At 71.7% G+C, this 18164-nt stretch carries 13 protein-coding genes; 9 read left to right on the top strand and 4 right to left on the bottom strand.

From position 1 onward, the window contains the following. The first annotated feature begins 6 nt into the window (after positions 1-6). The 7 genes from QFZ75_RS38275 (at position 7) to QFZ75_RS38245 (ending at position 8683) form a co-directional block, all read left to right on the top strand. Entirely contained in the window at positions 7-873 is an 867-nt protein-coding gene (locus QFZ75_RS38275; RefSeq protein ID WP_307544020.1) for an SDR family NAD(P)-dependent oxidoreductase, read from the top strand. Between the two features lie 172 nt (positions 874-1045). Continuing rightward, the gene (locus QFZ75_RS38270) at positions 1046-3292 is read left to right on the top strand and encodes an MMPL family transporter (protein ID WP_307544019.1); all 2247 of its coding nucleotides are present in this window, start codon (positions 1046-1048) and stop codon (positions 3290-3292) included. A 114-nt stretch (positions 3293-3406) separates the two neighbouring features. Continuing rightward, a complete protein-coding gene (locus tag QFZ75_RS38265; RefSeq protein ID WP_307544018.1) occupies positions 3407-4726 on the top strand; it encodes a sensor histidine kinase in 1320 nt (439 codons plus the stop codon). Next, positions 4723-5400, top strand: coding sequence for a response regulator transcription factor (locus QFZ75_RS38260; protein WP_307544017.1), 678 nt, complete (start codon positions 4723-4725; stop codon positions 5398-5400). The genes QFZ75_RS38265 and QFZ75_RS38260 overlap by 4 nt, the downstream gene beginning before the upstream one ends. A 596-nt stretch (positions 5401-5996) precedes the next feature. Beyond that, positions 5997-6665, top strand: coding sequence for an RNA polymerase sigma factor (locus QFZ75_RS38255; protein WP_307544016.1), 669 nt, complete (start codon positions 5997-5999; stop codon positions 6663-6665). After that, positions 6662-7762, top strand: a complete 1101-nt coding sequence (locus tag QFZ75_RS38250; RefSeq protein WP_307544015.1) for a CU044_5270 family protein — start codon at positions 6662-6664, stop codon at positions 7760-7762. Before QFZ75_RS38255 ends, QFZ75_RS38250 begins: the two co-directional genes overlap by 4 nt. Positions 7763-7957: 195 nt before the next feature. Beyond that, complete coding sequence (locus QFZ75_RS38245; protein ID WP_307544014.1) at positions 7958-8683, top strand: alpha/beta fold hydrolase; 726 nt, start codon at positions 7958-7960, stop codon at positions 8681-8683. A gap of 117 nt (positions 8684-8800) precedes the next feature. Here the strand turns inward: QFZ75_RS38245 and QFZ75_RS38240 are convergent, their stop codons facing one another. Together QFZ75_RS38240 and QFZ75_RS38235 are read right to left on the bottom strand one after the other, a co-directional pair. Beyond that, positions 8801-9937 (bottom strand): helix-turn-helix domain-containing protein, encoded by a 1137-nt coding sequence (locus QFZ75_RS38240; RefSeq protein ID WP_307544013.1) that lies wholly within the window; start codon positions 9935-9937, stop codon positions 8801-8803. A gap of 265 nt (positions 9938-10202) precedes the next feature. Further along, positions 10203-11837: an MFS transporter gene (locus QFZ75_RS38235; protein ID WP_307544012.1), complete on the bottom strand. Its 1635-nt coding sequence runs from the start codon at positions 11835-11837 to the stop codon at positions 10203-10205. A 461-nt stretch (positions 11838-12298) separates the two neighbouring features. Between QFZ75_RS38235 and QFZ75_RS38230 the strand changes: the two genes are divergently transcribed. Together QFZ75_RS38230 and QFZ75_RS38225 are read left to right on the top strand one after the other, a co-directional pair. Further along, on the top strand, positions 12299-14575 hold the full coding sequence (locus tag QFZ75_RS38230) for a helix-turn-helix domain-containing protein (RefSeq protein WP_307544011.1): 2277 nt from the start codon (positions 12299-12301) through the stop codon (positions 14573-14575). Positions 14576-14982: 407 nt separating this feature from the next. Beyond that, positions 14983-15954: an alpha/beta hydrolase gene (locus QFZ75_RS38225; protein WP_307544010.1), complete on the top strand. Its 972-nt coding sequence runs from the start codon at positions 14983-14985 to the stop codon at positions 15952-15954. A gap of 164 nt (positions 15955-16118) precedes the next feature. Here QFZ75_RS38225 and QFZ75_RS38220 read toward each other — a convergent pair whose 3' ends face one another. Beyond that, positions 16119-16757: a DUF305 domain-containing protein gene (locus QFZ75_RS38220; RefSeq protein WP_307544009.1), complete on the bottom strand. Its 639-nt coding sequence runs from the start codon at positions 16755-16757 to the stop codon at positions 16119-16121. Positions 16758-16783: 26 nt separating this feature from the next. Continuing rightward, on the bottom strand, positions 16784-18154 hold the full coding sequence (locus QFZ75_RS38215) for a DUF1996 domain-containing protein (protein WP_307544008.1): 1371 nt from the start codon (positions 18152-18154) through the stop codon (positions 16784-16786). Positions 18155-18164: the final 10 nt, after the last annotated feature.

Raw genomic sequence — 18164 nt, 5'->3', positions numbered from 1 at the left:
CGCACGATGGACCGTCCCGTCGCCGTGATCACCGGAGCCACCTCCGGACTGGGCCGGATCGCCGCCTTCGAGCTGGCTCGCCGGGGCTACCGCATCGGCACCGTGGCCCGCTCCCGCAGCAAGGCGGAAGCCCTCGTCGACGATCTCAAGGCGGTGACCGACGAGCCCGTCGACGTCTTCCACGCCGATCTCGGCCTGATCTCCGACGCACATCGCGCGGGAGAGGAGATCGCCGCGCGCTGTCCGCGCCTGGACGTCCTGGTCAACAACGCGGGCCTGCACGCCTTCGCGCAGCGCGTCACCGCCGAGGGGTTCGCGGAGATGACGGCCGTGAACCACCTCGGCCCGTTCGTCCTGACGGAGGCACTGACAGCGAAGCTGGGGGCCTGTGCGCCGGCCCGGATCGTCAACGTCGCCTCCGGGGCGTCCCGGCAGGCGAAGACGATCGCTCCGGCCGAGGACCTGCGCCGCACCGACTCCTACACCCGCCGGGAGTCGATGTCCTTGTACGGGCTCACGAAGCTGATGACCATCATGTGGACGCAGGAACTCGCCCGTCGCCTGGACGCGGACAAGGTCACCGTGAACTGCTGCGACCCCGGCTTCAACGCCACGGGCCTGGGCCGGGACCTGCCCGGCTCCGCCGTCCTGCAACGGGTGCTGAACACCCTGAAGATCGGCGATCCCCGCAAGGGCGCCGGCATCATCGTGCGGCTCGCCGTCGACCCGGCGCTCTCGGGCACCAGCGGCGGTTACTTCTCCGCGCGCGACGCCCGTCCCCTGGAGTGCCCCGAGCCCGGCCGGGACCCACGCGTGCAGCGGGAGCTGTGGGAGGCGACCGCAGCGCTCCTCGCCACTCACCCGGCCGGCTGAGACCCGGGACGTCCGTCTCGAGGAGGACGGCGCCCGGTACCGGGGTACCGCCCCGGGCGCAGATTCGTCCTCACGCAGCTCATTTCGGCCGCACGCGACTCCTAGGTTCATCGACGGAGCCTGTCGGGCCCGCCCTCACACATCCGTTTTCCTCCTGGTGGGAGTAATTTTCGTGGCCACCCTTCTCTACCGGCTCGGCCGGCTCGCCTTCCGGCGACGCCGGCCGGTGCTGCTGGCATGGATCACGGTGCTCGTCGCCGCGGTCATCGGCGTCAGCAGCGTGTCGGGCAGTACGACGGACGACTTCACCCTTCCCGGAACCCAGTCGCAGCAGGCCATCGACCTGCTGGAGAAGGAGTTCCCGCAAGCCTCGGCCTCCGGCGCCACGGCCCGTGTGGTCATCGAGGCCGCGGACGGGCGGAAGCTGACGTCCGCCACGCACAAGCAGCAGGTGAGGTCGCTGGTCGCCGATCTGCGCAAGGCGCCGCAGGTGGCGAGCGTCACCGACCCCTTCAGCGGCGGCCTGGTCAGCTCATCGGGCAGCATCGCCTACGCCCCGGTGACCTACGCCGTCCCGCAGGCCGGCATCACCCCCGCCGCGTCGGACGCCCTGCACAAGGTGGCCGACAAGGGCGGGAGGGCGGGCCTGGACATCAGTCTGGGCGGCAACGCGGTGCTGGAGGAGGAGCAGAGCAACGCAGCCGAACTGATCGGTCTGCTGGTCGCCGCCCTCGTCCTGGTCATCACCTTCGGTTCGCTGGTCGCGGCCGGACTGCCGCTGCTGTCCGCGGTCGTCGGTGTCGGCATCGCCCTGTGCGCCATCACCGTCGCCTCGTCGTTCGTCGACATGGCCTCCAACGCGCAGACCCTGGCGCTCATGCTGGGTCTGGCGGTGGCCATCGACTACGCCCTGTTCATCGTCTCCCGCTACCGGACGGAGTTGCGCGCGGGGCACGAGCCCGAGGAGGCGGCCGGGCGCGCCCTGGGCACCGCGGGCTCGGCGGTGGTCTTCGCCGGCCTGACCGTCGTCATCGCACTGGCCGGTCTGAGCGTCATCGGCATCGCGATGCTCACCACCATGGGCCTCGCCGCCGCCTTCGCCATCGCGGTCGCCGTGCTGGTCGCGCTCACCCTCCTGCCGGCCACGCTGGGTTTCACCGGTACCCGCGTGGCCCACGGCCGCCTCACCACGCGCCGCGTGCGTGCCGAGCAGCACGGCCGGCGCGTCACGACGGGCGTTCGCTGGGGCCGCTTCGTCACCCGCCATCCCTGGAAGATGCTGCTGGCCTCGGTCGTCGGCCTGGGCGTGCTGGCCATACCGGCACTGTCGTTGCGGCTGACCCTGCCCGACGACAGCATGGCCGCCCCCGGCAGCACCCAGCGCGTGGCCTACGACACGCTCGGCAAGGGCTTCGGGCCGGGCTTCAGCGGTCCGCTCACCGTCGTCGTCGACGCCCGCGACAGCGACGACGCGAGGGCGGCGGCCACCGGCACCTCCGCGATGCTGGACGGCCTCGACGACGTCGCCACCGTACGGCCTCCGGTCTTCAACGAGGCCGGTGACGTCGCCCTCATCACCGCCGTGCCGGGCAGCTCGCCCACCAGCCAGGAGACGGTCGACCTGGTCGCCGACATACGCGAGCGCAGCGACGCGGTGGAGCAGGACAGCGGCGCGCACGTGATGGTGACCGGCACGACGGCGCTCGCCATCGACGTCTCCGCCCAGCTCGGTGAGGCGATGGTGCCCTACCTGGCCATCGTCGTCGGACTCGCGCTGGTCCTGCTGCTCCTCGTGTTCCGCTCGGTCCTGATCCCGCTGAAGGCCGCGGCCGGCTTCCTGCTCAGCGTCGCCGCCACCCTCGGCGTACTGGTCGCCGTGTTCCAGTGGGGCTGGCTCAAGGACGTCTTCGGCGTCGACGAGACCGCTCCGATCGTCAGCCTGCTGCCCATCCTGCTGATCGGTGTCGTCTTCGGCCTGGCCATGGACTACGAGGTGTTCCTCGTCTCCGGGATGCGCGAGGCGTACGTCCACGGCGCCGATCCCACCGAAGCGATCGTCACCGGTTTCCGCCACGGCGCCCGCGTGGTCACCGCCGCCGCCGTCATCATGATCTCGGTGTTCGCGGGATTCCTCCTCGATGACGTCGCTCTGGTGAAATCCATCGGGCTGGGTCTCGCCACCGCGGTCCTCTTCGACGCCTTCGTCATCCGCATGACCCTCGTCCCCGCGGTGATGACCCTGCTCGGCGCACGGGCCTGGGCACTTCCCCGCCGGCTCGACCGCCTGCTGCCGAACGTCGACGTGGAGGGCGAGAAGCTACGCCACGCCCTGGCCGAACGAGACCGTCACTCACACGTCCCGGCGCACACCCCCGCGCGGAGCGACCAGGAGCCGACGGCGCCCGCCCCTCTCGGGTAGACGCACCCCGGTAGACCCGATACACCGCACGCGCCTCGGCTCCGTCCACCGGCCCGACCCCCGGGGCCGGCGGGCGGCCCCGGGGCCCGGACAGCGAGAAAGCCCCGACCTGCCATGACCGAGCCGAGCAACGACGAACCCTCCCCCGGCACTTCACCTCACGTGTCCCGGCTTCCGCGGTCACTGACCAGCGACCCCGACCACCGCGTCACCGTGTCGATCATCAGCGGACTGGCCGCATGGCGGATGCTCGACCACGACCACCCCCAGCTGCGGCGGTGGACCGTGCCCGTCTTCTGCGCCGTCCTCGGACTGCCCTCCCTGCTCAACCCGGCCAACCGCGCCCATCTGCCCGGCGAGATCGTCCTCACCCTCGCGTACACCGTCCCGCTGCTGTGGCGCGAACGCCGTCCCGGCCCGGTGTTCGCGATCACCACGGCCGTCTCCGTCCTCGCGCTGCCGCTGAACGTCCTCAACGGCGCCGACGCGGCCCGGATCGTCGCGCTCTACAACGTCGGCCGTTACGGCAGGCACCGCCACCTGGTCCTCGCCTGCGCGGTCACCGCCGTCCAACTCGTCCTGTGGATCACGGCGTTCTGGGGAAGCGGCCAGCTGCAACACGCCAAGCGCCCCGAAACCATCACGCTGCTGGCCATGTTCGCCGTGACGGCCTGCGCCGGACTGGCCCTCACCGGACGTCTGGCGAAGGCCTACATCGTGGCCCTGGAGACCGAGAGGGACCAGCAGGCACGCCTGGCCGCGGCCTGGGAACGTACCCGCGTCTCCCGCGAGATGCACGACATCCTCGGCCACACCCTGGCCGTCGTCATCGGCCTGGCAGACGGAGCGGCCGCGCTGGCCAGAACCCGCTCCGAGAAATCCGCCGACACTCTCGACCTCATCGGCGACAGCGGCCGGGAGGCCCTCGCGGAACTGCGCCGCCTGCTCGCCGTGATCGACATCCCCGCGACGCGGAGGGACACGACCCCGCTCGCCCCGCAGCCGACCCTCCAGGACTTGCCCGCGCTGCTCCACCGCGTCCGCGCCGCCGGTCCCGCCGCCGACCTGCGCACCGACGGGGACCTGGCACCGCTCAGTCCCGGCCTCCAGCTCACCGCCTACCGCATCGTGCAGGAAGCCCTCACCAACACCCTCAAGCACGCCGCCGCCGACACCACCGTCTCCGTCGACCTGCACCGGAACGGGGAGTCGGTACACCTCACGGTGGAGGACACGGGCCCGCCGCGCGCGGCGGACAGCGAACGGCACGGCAGGCGCAGCGGGCAGGGCCTGGTCGGCATGCACCATCGTGCCGCCCTCTACCAGGGCCGTATCAGCGCCGGTCCGACCCCCGCCGGCGGCTGGCGTGTCCACACCGTCCTCAGCACCTCCCGCCCCCTGTCCAGCGCCGTCACGGAGAAGCACCCGCTATGACCACTGTCCTCATCGTCGACGACCAGACCCTGCAACGGCTGGGCTTTCGCATGCTCCTCGAAGCCCAGCCGGACATAGCGGTCGTCGGCGAGGCCTCCCAGGGCCAGGAGGCCGTCCGCCTGACCGCGGAACTGCGCCCCGACGTGGTCCTGATGGACGTCCGGATGCCCGGCGTCAACGGCATCGAAGCCACCCGCCGCATCGTCGGATCCGGCGGCCGCTCGCGGGTCCTGGTCCTGACCACCTTCGACCTCGACGAGTACGCCTACGAGGCGCTGCGGGCCGGTGCGGCCGGCTTCTTCCTCAAGGACGCACGCCCCGAGGAACTCGTCGTCGGCATCCGGGCGGTAGCGGCCGGCGACTGCGTCATCTCACCCGGCCTGACACGCAGACTCGTCGAGACGTTCACCACCTCGCAGGCACAGGGGATGCCCGGCTCTCCGGCTCTCGGTCCCGAACGGCGACGACAACTGGCCGGCCTGACCGAACGCGAACGCGAAGTCCTAGCCGCCGTCGCCACGGGGTGGTCCAACACGGAGATAGCCGCTCACCTGCACCTGGCGGAGTCGACGGTCAAATCCCACGTCAGCCGCATCCTGGGAAAGATCGACGTGCGGGACCGCGTACAGGCCGTCATCTTCGCCTACGACGTGGGCCTGGCTCGCCCTCACTGAACTGGCGACCGCGACCCCCTCCCGCCCCGTCGTCCTGCTCGCCCATCAGCCCGTACAGGTGCACGGAGCCGCCCGGCGCGCAGTTGGTCTCCGGCTGTCCGGGCACATGGGACGTGGTGTCCCTGACGGACACAGGCGACCGGTTCAGCGACTGTGCCGACATCACTGAGGCGTACGGCGACTTCGCCGATCCCGAGAGCCCGCTTCCGCCGGGGATTGTTCCGCTCATGGACCGGGGCTGTGCGATGTGGGCGCTGATCGGCTTCAGGACGGCCGACGGGCAGATGTGGGACCGGGACCCCACTGTCTGCTGCGCGGAGCATGCCCTGGCCTCGCTCGGTCAGTCGCCGGCCGAGTGGCTCACCGACCGGCTGCACGGCACGATGCCGGAGGGGTCCTACCCGAAATGCGAGTTGACGGAGTCCGACCGGTCGACCGCGGGCCGACAGGTCTCCGGGGTGCCGGGGCGCCGGCCGTCGACGGTCGGACCGCCCGGTACCAGTGACCGCGCGATGTGGCGCGGGTCACCGGAACCCCTCGGCGCTGCCGGAGAGGTACGTGGTGTGAGATGTGATGAACAGGAAGATCGGAAGCGCATGCGCGCACGGATCAGGGCGGGCGACCACGAGGCGTTCGCCGCGCTCTACGAGGAGTACGCGCGGGCGGTCTACAACCACGCCTACCGGCTGTCGGGCGACTGGTCGACGGCCGAGGAGGTGTTGTCCGACACCTTCCTGACGGCCTGGCGCACCCGTCACACCGTCGAGCCGGAGGGCGACTCGCTGCGGCCGTGGCTGCTCGGGATCGCCACCAACAAGGTACGCAACGCCAACCGCGGTATCGGGCGGCGGCTGGCCTTCCTGGCCCGCCGCCCGGCCCCTGAACCGGTGGCGGACATCGCGGACGCCACGGCCGGGCGCGTCGACGACGCACGGCGGCTCGCCGCGGTCCGGCAGGCACTGGGCGGACTCCGCCGCCAGGAACGCGAAGTGCTGGTCCTGTGCGTCTGGTCCGGGCTGGACTACGCCGAGGCCGCCGAGGCTCTGGGCATCCCGGTGGGCACCGTGCGGTCGCGGCTGTCCCGTGCCCGCACTCGGCTGCACCGGCTCACCGACGGGGAACTCGGCCGGCCGCCGGACGGCTCCGCGCGGGAAACACGTCCCGGAGAAACGGTCCGGTCCGGCCGGGAACCCCGCCCCGGCCGCGGAGAGGTAGAGAGCAGGGCCGCGTTCGTGGCCCTGCCCATCCAGGAGGAAGCCCGATGAACGACCGTACCTCCGGCTCCGAGCGGGCCGAACGCGAGGAACTGGCCCGGCTGTTGCCGGCCCCGGCCGAACGGGACCTGCCCCTGGGGCGTCATCTCCACCACAAGGACACCTTGATGCGTCTGATCGACCAGGACGGCGACCGCTCCGCCGCACACCCCAGCCCCGGCCCCCGCCCTCGGCCCCGTCCTCGCCTCCTGCGCCCCGCCGTCCTGCTGCCCGCCGCCGGTCTGGCCCTGGGCGGGGTGCTGCTGACCACGCTCGCCGTTACCGGCCAGGACGGTGCTCCGGCGCCGTCGACCTCGGGCACGGGTTCCCGGACCACGGCAGCGCGTGGCGCGGCCGTGCTGCTCGACCGGATCGCCTCGGTCGCCGGGAAGAGCGGCGAACAGGCGGTCGACGAGGACCAGTTCGTGTACGTCAAGACGCTGCAGACCCAGAACGACGGTGATTTCGGTGGTCCCGTGAAATTGACCGGGCCCCGCGAGCGTGAGGTCTGGATGGCGCAGAAGGCGAAGCCGGTGATCGATGTCGGACTGATCCACGAGGACGGCTCGTACTTCCCGATCACGGTCGGGGTACCGGACGGCGAGACCGCCGTCGGCGTTCCGGCGGGCCTCAGCCGGCCGACATACACGTGGCTGGCCTCGCTGCCCACCGACCCCGACGCCCTGCTCCGGCGGCTCGGCAGCGAGATCGTCCGGGACCAGGACTCGCGCGACACCCCGGCCGAGGACCGGGACCAGGACCAGGACGCCTTCGACGCCATCGGCGAACTGCTGCGGGAGACGGTGATGCCACCGAGGACCGCGGCCGCCCTCTACAAGGCCGCGGCGAAGATCCCCGGCGTGACCGAGGACTCCGACGCGGTGGACGCGGCCGGGCGGCACGGCGTCGGCGTCGCCCGCGACAACACCCGGACCGGTGAACGCACCGCCTGGATCTTCGACTCGACCACTCTGGAGTACCTGGGTGAACGGAGTTATCTCGTCAGGAACACCACACGGGGCAAGAAGGGCACCTTGACTCACGCGTCGGCGGTCCTGGAGCGCGCGGTGGTCGACGCCCTCCGCGAGGAACCGTCGACCACGACCTGATCCCGACGGAAGACTGCCGGGTCGCGGCCACGCGACCCGGCACCGTCCGGACCGGTGCGCTCGTGGACCAGTGCGCTCGCGGACCACGGTCGGGCGCAGAGAGCAAAGCGGTGGGGGCGCACGCACCCTAGGTTTGCCCACGTACCTCCGGTGCAAAGCCGCACTTTTCACCACGCCACAGAAATGAGCCCCGTCATGTCCCCCTCCGAGACCCCGACCGTCGTACTGGTGCACGGTGCGTTCGCCGACGCCTCCAGCTTCAGCAGCGTCATCCCCGCCCTGCTCGAGCGCGGCCTGAAGGTCGTCGCTCCGGCGGTGCCCAACCGCAGCCTGATCGGCGACTCCGCCTACATCGCCTCGGTCATCCGCCAGATCGACGGCCCGGTCGTTCTCGTCGGCCACTCCTACGGCGGCGCCGTGATCACGGTCGCGGGTGCGGAGGAGAACGTGAAGGCGCTGGTCTACCTGTCCGGTTACGCCCTCGAGGAAGGCGAGAGCCTCGGCGAACTCCAGGGCCGATTCCCCGACTCCGACCTCGCCGCGGCCCTCGTGTACACCCCGTTCCCCATCGAGGGGGCGCAGACCCCCGGCACCGATGTGTCGGTGGACGTCGAGAAGTTCCCCGCCATCTTCGCCGCCGACGTCGACCCCGGGGTCGCGGCCGTCCTCGCCGTCTCCCAGCGCCCCCTCGCGGCTCAGGCCTTCGCCGACGCCGCCCCGGCCGCCGCCTGGAAGACCAAGCCGTCCTTCGGCCTGGTCTCCTCGTCCGACCGCACCATCAACCCCGACGTCGAGCGCTTCGGCTACAAGCGCGCCGGCATGACCACCATCGAGGTCGACTCCTCGCACCTGGTCATGCTGGCCCACCCCGAAGAGGTCGTCGCCTTCATCGAAGAAGCCGTCAAGGCCGTCGTCAAGTAGTTCCCCAACCGGCCCTCACGGCGCTCGCATGCCCCGGGAGCACGGCTGCCGGCCGGGGCCCGTTCAGCACGTACGTACGTGTTCACGTACGTACGTGACGCCACGGCGTGACACCGCTCAGATGCTGAGCGGTGTCACGTCCGTACCGGCGCAGTCGAGTGCCGCGAGCGGTCCGAAGCGGTTGCCGTACTCATGGGACAGGCGCGGCAGGCGGCCCGCGGGGGTCGGCTGTGCGGGGGTCTCAGGAAGCCGGGGAGGGCGTACGAGGACGGTAGGCGCAGGCCGGGTGTCGGTCTCCCCGGTCGCCAGCCGCATGGTGCGCCATTCGCGGGGCGGGAGGCCGTAGACCCCCCGGAAGACGCGGCTGAAGTGGGTGGGGTTGACGAATCCCCAGCGCTGGGCGATGGACGAGACGGTGGGTACGGTCCGTCCGCCGCGGGTCAGTTCACGTGCGCACTCCTCCAGTCTGCGCCGCTGGATGAGCCTGCTGACGGTGACGCCTTCGCCCTCGAAGAGCCGGTGCAGGTAGCGCACCGATATGTGGTTCGCCTTCGCGACGGATTCCGGTGACAGAGCCGGATCGGCCAGGTTCTCGTCGATGTGGTCACGGACGCGTTGCACCAGGTGATTCCGCGTGTTCCCGGCGTCCGTCGCCGTGTCCTCGGTGCGTTCGGCGACCAGTGCGGTGAACACGTCGGTCAGACCGTTGGCCAGACCGCTCGCGGCAGCCGGGGAGAACGCGTGCGCCGATGCGACGACCGTGGCGAGCAGCGGCATCAGGACCGCGGCACATCCCCGGTCCGTGGGGAACACGGTTCCGGCGACGCGGCGAAGATCCTCGTCCGGCAGCCCCAGCATGTGGCGCGGCATGTGGACGACGCGGGCGCAGAAGCGCTCGGGGAAGTCCAGGGAGTACGGGCGTGTCGTGTCCCAGACGAAAAGGTCACCGGGGTTCGCGGCGACCTGCCGGCCGTCCTGGGTGAGCACCGTCGTACCCGACATCTGCAGGGCGATGGCCACGAGCGGCTCCGGGGAGCGGGCGATGTGAGCCGCCGTCCGGCTGACGCGGTACGCGTCGGCTTCGACGGCCGAGACCCGCAGGGCTCCCACACGGTGGGTGACGATGCGCCCTTCGAAAGGGCGATCGCCGCGCGGAGCGATGGTCACGGGCACCAGCGCCTGTTCGACCGCCTGGCGCCAGTAGGCGAGTCTGTGTCCGTCGGGCACCAAAGCGGTCGTCAGCACCGGACTCATCCGGCTCTCCTCTCATCCGTGCAACACCGGCGGAGACCTCGGACACCCGTGCCCGCACGGACCTGGCGGATGCTCGGCACCTCGAAGAGGCGACGGCCGTACCCGGGCAAGTGCGGATGTCCCGTCGCGGAAGGTGTCCTCGCGACGGGCCCGGGCAGCGACGGTGCGGCCCGGTTCTCCGCTGCGACCAGCCAAGCAGTCCGGCGTCCGGCACTCCAGGCAGAAGGCAGGCAGAAACGCGGCACAGCGGTGGAGGGAGGTCGGTCTACGGTTCCGCCGTTCCCGCCCCTTCCCGGTCCGCGGTGACGGTGACCACAGGCCCGGCGGATGCGTCGAAGGCGTGCATCACCTCGGGGGACGTGCCCGGTGCGAGAAGCCGGCGTGCACGCTCCTCCACGGTGCGGTCGGTGGCCGTGAGCCGGCTGTGATGCTGGGCCAGATGCTCCGACCAGGAGGCGACCAGATAGTTCTCGGTGAAGCGGCCGGGATCCCGGCCGTCCTGGTACAGGCCCCAGGTGAGCGCGCCCGTTCGGCGCCGGGACCGGGCGAGCTGCCGCATGCAGTCGGTGAAGGCCGCCCGCTCGCCGGGGGCCACCCGGTAGGTGAGGGAGACGAGCACGGGGCCGTCGGCCGGTCCCGGTACGAACACCAGGGGCGGCGAGGGCCAGTGGTCGGAGAGGGTCGGGTCGATGCCGTCCGTTCCGCGCAGCGGCCACCGGCGCACACTCACGGCGGCGGCCAGCAGCAGTCCTGCGCCGGTGAGCAACGCGACGGCCAGTCCCGGGCCGTCGGCGAGGGCGCCCCACAGAGGTGCCGTCAGGGCCTGTCCGCCTTGGAAGACCACCAGGTAGAAGGCGAGTCCGCGGGCTCTGACCCACCCGGGCAGCCGCTGCTGGACCGCCGCGTTCAAGGTGGACAGCACGCCGATCCAGGCAAGGCCCGCGGGCAGCAGCGCGGCGGCCGCCATCCACGGGGAGCGGGTCACCGCCAGCACCGCGAGGGTGGCCGCGAAGAGAGCCGCTCCGGCGGCGAGGATGCCGTTGGCCCCCAGCACCCGCCGGAGCACGGGCAGAGCGAATGCGCCGCTCACCGCTCCGAGCCCGACCGCACCCAGCAGAAGCCCGTACCCGCCCGAGCCGAGTCCCAGGGAGTGGCTCGCCACCAGGGGCAGCAGTGACCACAGAGCGGCACCACCGGGGATGAACAGGACCGTACGCAGCAGGACCCGGCGTACGCCGGGTGCGTGCCAGACATAGCGCCGGCCGGCGTGTACGGCCGCCAGAAGCGTCTCTCCGCCGACGGGCCGTTGTTCGCGCGGTCGTTCCCACCGCAGCAGGACGACGGTGATGCCGAGGTACGACACGGCGTTGAAGGCGAAGACCCAGCCCGCTCCGGCCGCCGCCACCAGGGCTCCTCCCAGGGCCGGGCCGACGGCGCGCGCCAGATTCATGTTGACGGCACCCAGCGCGGCGGCCGCTCCCAGCTGGTCGTGTTCGACCAGCTCCGGCTGAACGGCCTGCCAGGCCGGCCCCATCAGGGCGGTGCCACAGCCCAGCAGGAAGGTCAGGCACAGCAGCAGCGGCGCGGAGAGCGCGTCCTCGAACGCGCATACCGTCAACACCGTCGCCACGGCCAGCATGGCGAGCTGGGCGGCCACCAGCACCGAGCGGCGGTCGTAGCGGTCGGCCAGCACGCCGGAGGGCAGGGCGAGCAGGACGACCGGAAGGCTGGAGGCGGTCTGTACGAGCGTCACCAGCGCCGCGCTGTGGCCCACGAGGATCCACTGGGCCCCCACCGTCTGCATCCAGGTGCCGGTGTTGGACACCAGCTGGGCGATCCAGAGCGCGCGGAAGACACCGGAGGCCAGCGGGGCCCAGGCCGAGGCGCCGGCGGGCTTCACGACGACAGCCGTATCCCGGCGGCGTCGGCTGCCGACCGTCCACGGATCGCTGCTGCCGGTGCAGCCGATGCTGTGACCAGCACCGGAGCCAGCGGCAGCGGACCGTGCCGGCCGTTCTTCGCCGGGACCGGGGTGCGAGCGGCGTCGCTCAGTAGCCGGTGCACAGGGTTTCCGTTCATCCGTTCATCCATTCATCCGTGCGCCCACCGGGGACGGGCCGATACAGCAACGCCTCCAGCGGCTCCAGCGCCCCTCGGAGCCACGTTATGCCGGTCCCGGCCACGGACTTTCCGGTCAGCGCACCGGACCGTTTCCCCCAGCGCACTGCCCGACGAGGAGTGCCCCGGCGCCGGGCGCGCAAGGACGTCCGGACCGGCTGTGGCCTGCGTACCTCCGGTGTCTAGAATTCCGGTGACCGTGCTCGGTGCAGCGACGGGAGCACGTCGAGCGAGGAGCATGGAGTGACCGGTGCCGGTGAAGCGTTCGGAGTCGCGCTGCGCGAGCTGCGAGTCGCCGCTTCCCTGACCCTGGAAGGGCTCGCCGAGGCGTCGGGGGTCAGCGTCCGGGGCATCGGAGATCTCGAGCGTGGACGGCGGACCGCGCCGCAGCGGCGGACGGTCGCGGCGCTCGCGGACGGACTGGGGCTGGGCGACGCCGAACGGGAGCGGCTGCTGGCCACCGCCAGAGCCGGGCGCAGCACGGGTTACGCCCCCGCCGGGGTACGGGCCCTCCCCCGGGGCATCGTCGACTTCGTGGGCCGGACCCGGGAGATGGCGTCCCTCACCGAACTCGCGGAGACGGCCGCGGCCCGGCTCAGCACCGCGAAGGACCCGGGCCAGGTGGCCGTGGCGGTCTCCGGACCGCCCGGAACGGGAAAGACCACCCTCGCGCTGCATGCGGCGCGGGAGCTGGCGGGCCGGTTCCCCGACGGGCAGCTGGTGGTCGACCTGCGGGGCATGGACGAGGAACCGCCGGGACCGGCCGAGCTGATGCTCATCGTCCTCAAGGCTCTCCAGGTGGCGGACCGCGACCTGGCGAGGACGGGGCCGCAGGGGCACCCCGGCCTGTACCGGCAGCTGCTGGCCGAACGACGCTGCCTGCTCGTGCTGGACAACGCCCGCGACGAGGGACAGGTACGCCCGCTGCTGCCGGGCGCCGGCGCGGGAATGGTGGTGGTGACCAGCCGGCGCATGCTCACGGGCCTGGAGAGCGTGTACCGGCTCCCGCTGGGCGAGCTGACGCCGACGGAGGCAGCGGCCTTCCTGACCGGTCTGGTCGGAGCCGAACGGGCGGTGGCGGACCCCGCCTCGCTCGCGGAGGTGGCCCGGCTCTGCGGACACCTGCCGCTGGCCCTGCGGGTGGCGGGCAGCTGGCTGGCCACCCGCACGGGCTGGTCCGTACGCAGGCTCGCCGACCGCCTGGCGCTGGAGGACCGCCGGCTGGACGCGCTGTCCACCGGAGACATCGGGGTCTCCGCCGCCTTCGACCTCTCCTACCGCCAGCTCACCCCCACGGCGGCCCGGATGTTCCGACGGCTCTCGCTGATCGCGGGTCCGGACGTCGGGACCGCCGGGGCCGCCCGGTTGACCGGACAGGAGATGTTCGACGCCGAGGACACCCTGGAAGAGCTGGTCGAGGCGGGGTTGCTGGGCTCGGACGGGGAGCGCTACCGGCTGCACGACCTGCTGTGCCTGTTCGCGCGTACCCGCCTCGTGGCCGACGAGAACGCCGAGGCCGTCGACCGGGCGGCGGCCGCACTGGACGACTGGCTGTTGCGGACCACGATCGTGGCCGGCCGCTGGTTCGAGCCCGATCACGGAGCTCTCCCCTCCGGCTGGCAGGGGACGGTCGACCTCTCCTCGGCCGACCTCGCCCGCCGCTGGCTGAAGGACGAGGGCGCCAACTGGCTCGCGGCGCTGCGCAGGGCCGCCACGGCCGGTGAGCACGCCGTGGTGGTGGAGGTGGCCGAGGCGCTGCACTGGTTCTCCGACCAGTGGATCTCCTGGGTGCACTGGCCGGAGGTCTTCGGCATCGCCGCCGGGTCCGCGCACGCGCTGGGAGATCCCCTGCTCGAAGCCACCCAGCTCAACTACCACGCCTGGGCGCTCCTCGTGTGCGAAGGGCGGCTCCACGACAGCGTCGCCCGTGCCGATCAGGCCCTCGCCGCCGCGCGGCGCGCGGGTGACCTGCAGCAGGAGGCGTGGGCGCACCAGTACCGCGCCTGGGCCTTCCGCAAGATCGGTGACCATGTGACGTCCGGCAAGGACATCGTCAGGGCCGCCGAACTCTTCGAGGCCGCAGGGGATGTGCACGGCAGTCTCCAGTGCATGCACAGCCACGCCCTGAGTCTGATGGCACAGGGAAAGTCCGAGGAGGCCCTGGTGTCCTACCGGCGCACCCATGCCTTCCTGTGGCAGGCGGGAGACCGTGTCAACCCGCACGTCGCCGACATCACCCGGTTCGAACTGCACTCCAACATGGGAGTGGCGTATGCCCAGTTGAAACAGTGGGACGACGCTCTCGTCCATCTGTGGACGGCGGTCCGCATGTGTCACGACACGGGCAACACCTCGCTGGAGAGCCGTCGGCTGATCGATCTGGGCGGCGTGCTGATCGATGCCGGGCGACCGGCGGAGGCCCGGGACGTCTACGCCCGTGTGCTGACCCTGGACGCCGACGCCGACCCGCGGGCCGTCACGGAGGCACGCGAACGGCTCGACGGCCTCCGCGGCCTTTGAGCGGTCCCCCGTCCGGCACGCCCGCCCCGTGCCGGCGGAGGGACCGGAAGGGGTGGTGCCGGTGGCGATGTCGTCCACGGTAGGCGTGTCGTGCGTCCGATTCCGCTCCCTGCGTGCACGAGGACCGTTCTCCTCGTGCACGGCGGCGGGCTCTCCTGTGCACGGCGGCAAGCCCTCCCGGCGCCGGCCGCTCGGCGTCCGGGGACCGGGAGCACGGGCGTCCCGTCCCAGCCCCGTCCTCGCCCCGTGCACTGCCAGGTCAGAGCCGGTGCGCCGACGGACAACCTGTCTCCGCGGCCCCTCCTAGGGTGGGAACCGGGACCGAGCGGGCTCAGCGCCGCCGCCCCGTACACCCGCCGGGATGTCCGTCGGCGGGGCCACCTTCTTGATCCGCCCAGGAGATACACATGTCCGACGCCGTGGAACCCGTGGTACCCGTACTCGAGCCGGCGGCAGCCGCCTTCGCCGAGGCGACCGCGAATCCTCCGTACCTGTTCGACCTGGCGCCCGCCGAGGGCCGCAAGGCCGTCGACGAGGTCCAGTCCGGCGAGATCGACAAGCCGGCGGTGGACGAGGAGTGGATCACCGTCTCCGGCGGCCCCACGGGCAGCGTCCGCGTACGGATCGTCCGGCCCGCCGGTGCCGGGGGACCGCTGCCGGTGATCCTCTACATCCACGGTGCGGGCTGGGTGTTCGGCAACGCGCACACCCATGACCGGCTCGTGCGCGAGCTCGCCGTCGGTGCGGGCGCCGCCGTGGTCTTCCCGGAGTACGACCTCTCCCCCGAGGCCCGCTACCCCGTGGCCATCGAGCAGAACTACACGGTCGCCCGCTGGATCGTCGAGCAGGGCGCGTCCAAGGAACTGGACGGCGGCCGGCTGGCGGTGGCGGGCGACTCGGTCGGCGGCAACATGACCGCGGCCCTGACCCTGATGGCCAAGGAGCGCGGTGACGTGGCGCTCGTCCAGCAGGTGTTGTTCTACCCGGTCACCGACGCCTCCTTCGACACCGGCTCCTACCACCAGTTCGCCGAGGGCTACTTCCTGCGCCGCGACGGCATGCAGTGGTTCTGGGACCAGTACACGACCGACGAGAAGCAGCGCGCCGAGATCACCGCCTCCCCGCTGCGCGCCACCACCGAGCAGCTCACCGGCCTGCCCCCGGCCCTGGTCGTCACCGGTGAGGCCGACGTCCTGCGCGACGAGGGCGAGGCGTACGCCAACAAGCTCCGCGAAGCCGGCGTCCCCGTCACCGCCGTGCGTTTCCAGGGCGTCATCCACGACTTCGTGATGCTCAACGCGCTGCGCGAGACCCACGGTGCGGAGGCCGCCATCGGCCTGGCCGTCAGCACCCTCCGTACGGCTCTCGCCGCCCGCTGACCCGGCTGCACCAACGGTTTCACGGCGGCGCGCCGATCACGGTGCCGGGGACAACGGAGGACACGGTCGGCCTCGGCGACATGACCGAGCGGTCGCGCCGCGGGTGAGCCCGGTCCGGCCGGTCCGGAGGGCTCACCCGCGTCACGCCGTACAGCAGAGGGACGTCAGCGCCGTCCGGGCCGAACTGCCCATGACGCCGCGACCGTTCGGGATGCCCTCCCCTCGTGGAGCTCGCCTCCACCGCTGCGGGTGGTCTCTGCGCCGGGCTCGGCGGGCTGCGCCGGGCGCAGTCCGTCCAGCCAGGAGTTCTGTTCGGCGGTGTTCTTCGCGATGGCCGCGGCCAGTTCCTTCGCCTTGCCGGCCCGGCCCTGGGTGCGCTCGCCGGCGCAGAGCATCCGGGACTGTGCGAGGTGGGCGCGCAGCGCGTCGGTGAGGATACGGTCGAACGTACGGCCGTTCGTGCCGGCCGCCTTCTCCAGGGTGCCGGGGCTGACCATGCCCGGCATGTCGTGCCCTTCGTGGGGATGGGTGTCGGGGACGCCCGAGAGCCGCAGCACGGCACGCAGGCGGCGCAGGTCCTGGCGCAGTTTCGCTCCGGTCTTCGCCGCCACCGCCGTCAGGGCCGGGTCCGCCGTGCGGGAGGGTGCCAGATCGGTCAGGGCCCGCGCACGCTCGGTCATGGGGATCATCAACAGGATCCAGGCGGTGTCGGTCGCGTTGAAGGCCGATGCCTGCGACGCGCCGGCTGTCGGCGGCGTACCGGCTGCCGGCTGCGCGGTGCAGCCGACAGCCGACAGCGCCATGACCACGGCGCATGCCGACCACAGGGTCAGAACGTGCCGGCGGAGTTGCATTTGGCCTTCTGGGTGAGGCAGTCCTTCACGCGGTGCCCGAGAGCGGCGTTGTCCCAGGCGTTGAAGAAGTCACCGTGGATGGACGATGCCATGCCCGAGGCCAGCCGGAAGCCTTCGGTGCTGCCGCTGGTCGGGTAACTGGTGACGAAGGAGAGGTTGGGGATGGCGACGGGGTAGGCGCCGCTGCACTTGCCGTCGTAGGTGAACGCCACGTGCGACTTGTGGTCGGGACTGTCGAGGTTCTTGCCGTCCCAGCAGTCGGGGAAGACGAGCTGGTGGGTGAGGTGGGCTTTCGGCGCGCAGCGCGGCCAGTTGCCGTCGGCGCTGCGGCCGATCTCACCGCCCTCGCCCGCGCACCAGAACTGGCCCGGTGAGCCCGCCGGGGTGGGCGTCTGTGTCTTGGCGCTACCCGCGATCATGCGGAACCCCTGCGGGAACGGCACGGTCGCCGAGGGGTCGGAGAGCCGGGAGCCGTAGTAGACGATCATGCCTTCGGGTTCGACGGCCCTGTCGCCCTCGTAGAGGGTGGGGATCCAGTACGCCGAGAGGTCGTTGGCAGGGGTGCAGCTGGTCGGCACGTTGGCCAGCAGCGACTGGGTCGTGGAGAACGCGTCGGTGCTCTTGTTGCCGAAGAAGCTGTGCATGTGGGACGCGCCGGGAAGGCCCGGCAGGACGATGGGGTCGTCCGGCTTGGAGTGACTGTAGGTGCAGGTGGCGTTGAACTCCGGGACGCGGACCACACCGGCGGGCACCGCGGCCGGCGTCATCGCGCGGAACTGCGTCAGCTGGGCGTTCCACTTGGCCTGGTCGACGGGGACCCACCCGGCCTCCGCGCCGCCCCCCTCGCCGACGAAGGAGAACCAGTTGATGTTGACGAAGTCGCCCGGTGTCGTGCCGCGCAGCACGGCGAACACCGTCTGTGCGCCGGTGGGGTGGGTGGTGACCTCGGTGGCCCGGGTCGCCCAGTTCTGCCAGCCGCCGGTCGGGGAGACCGGTACGACGGCGAGCAGCGGTCCGGTCGCGCTGGTGGTACGCAGTTCCACGGTGCCCGAGCCGACCGCGGAAGCGATCCGGGCCGACACCGTCATCCGGCCGGCCACGCCGAGGTCGACGTTGTCGAAGCGCATCCAGTCGCCGTCGGCGAGGAACGCGGCGTTCTGTCCGCCTCCGGTGTCCGCGGTCGCCTCCAGCGCGACGCCCGACTGGGCTGCATAGGATTCGGCCTGGACGGTGACCGTCGCGGCCTGCGCCTTCGGGGCCGAGACGGTCAGGCTCAGGGCAGCGGTCAGCACGACCACCAGAGCGCTCACCAACAGTGTGTACAGATGGACGGGATGTCTGCGCATCTCACTTCCT

It is taken from the genome of Streptomyces sp. V3I8 (genome assembly GCF_030817535.1).
In the GTDB taxonomy this organism is placed as follows: domain Bacteria; phylum Actinomycetota; class Actinomycetes; order Streptomycetales; family Streptomycetaceae; genus Streptomyces.
Note: the sequence above shows the minus strand (reverse complement) of the source record. Positions and strands in the feature narration are given on the sequence as shown.